The organism is Streptomyces sp. WM6386 (assembly GCF_000972385.1).
GTDB lineage: Bacteria > Actinomycetota > Actinomycetes > Streptomycetales > Streptomycetaceae > Streptomyces.
Genome location: NZ_JXTE01000254.1, coordinates 1 through 910 on the forward strand (window position 1 = coordinate 1; position 910 = coordinate 910).

Consider the following 910-nt stretch of genomic DNA (forward strand, 5'->3'; position numbering starts at 1 on the left):
CACGGCAAGCGCAAGCCAATCACGGCCGCGCAGTGGAAGGAGTCGTCCATCGCGACCACGGTCGGCGGTGGCGGCTCCTCCTCCCGCTCTGCCCCCTCGCAAAACTCATCGTCAACGGGTACAACGGCGGGTTGACCGAACAGACGGAGCTCCTGATCCCCCCTGGCCGGCCCGACAAGGACTGAACCACCCTCACCGGGCCCCCGCGCGCTCAGCGTGGGGGCCCTTTGCGTGTGTCAGGCAGCAGTTGAAGCACGCTGTTCCCTACGGCTTCGCAACCGGCAAAGCTTCCCAGGCCCAGCGCCTGGCTCGTGATCGACAGCATGTCTCATGAGACATGCTGAGCGCGAAGAACGCACCTTCGGCGAACACCTCGGCCGCGGCATGACCGTCGTCGAAGCGACCACCGCCACCGGGCAGGCCGCCGAGGGCGTCAAGTCCAGCCAGGCAATCCTCGACCTGGCCCAACGCCACGGCGTCGAGATGCCCATCACCGACGTCGTTGTCGACGTCATCAACGGCCAGCTCACCGTCCAAGACGCCGCCGCCCGCCTCATGACACGGGCCCCCAAGCCCGAGCGCTAGGACACCGGACCAGCGACAGGACTCCGCACGGCCGCGCACCGGCGAGGCCGCCTCGCTATAGCGAGGCCGTCGCGTGCCCGAACGGCGATGTCGGCGACGCTGAAGGGGTCCAGGGGGCAGGTCTGGCTTGCTACGCCAGCCGGCACGCTGGCTGAGCGTGGTGCGCACAACTGCTGTGGCCGTTTGGTGCCTTACGAAGGGATAGCGTGGCGCGGTGACGCCACCTTTCAGTCGCCGCATGCCGACTGCGCATCCGCGAATGCCCTGAGTCCGGAGCCGGCGGAGGCCCTCGAGGCCCTTCCGCGGCATCGGCCGGGCGGGAGAC

Annotated in this window: 2 protein-coding genes; both read left to right on the top strand. The window is 68.9% G+C overall.

Features of this window, described 5'->3' with window-relative positions; translation table 11 throughout:
* Positions 1-185, top strand: a 185-nt coding sequence (locus TN53_RS48810; RefSeq protein WP_234441834.1) for a hypothetical protein, incomplete at its 5' end; no start/stop codon positions are given.
* 145 nt (positions 186-330) lie between these two features.
* Positions 331-585, top strand: coding sequence for an NAD(P)H-dependent glycerol-3-phosphate dehydrogenase (locus TN53_RS41070; protein ID WP_046263987.1), 255 nt, complete (start codon positions 331-333; stop codon positions 583-585).
* The last annotated feature ends 325 nt before the right edge of the window (positions 586-910 follow it).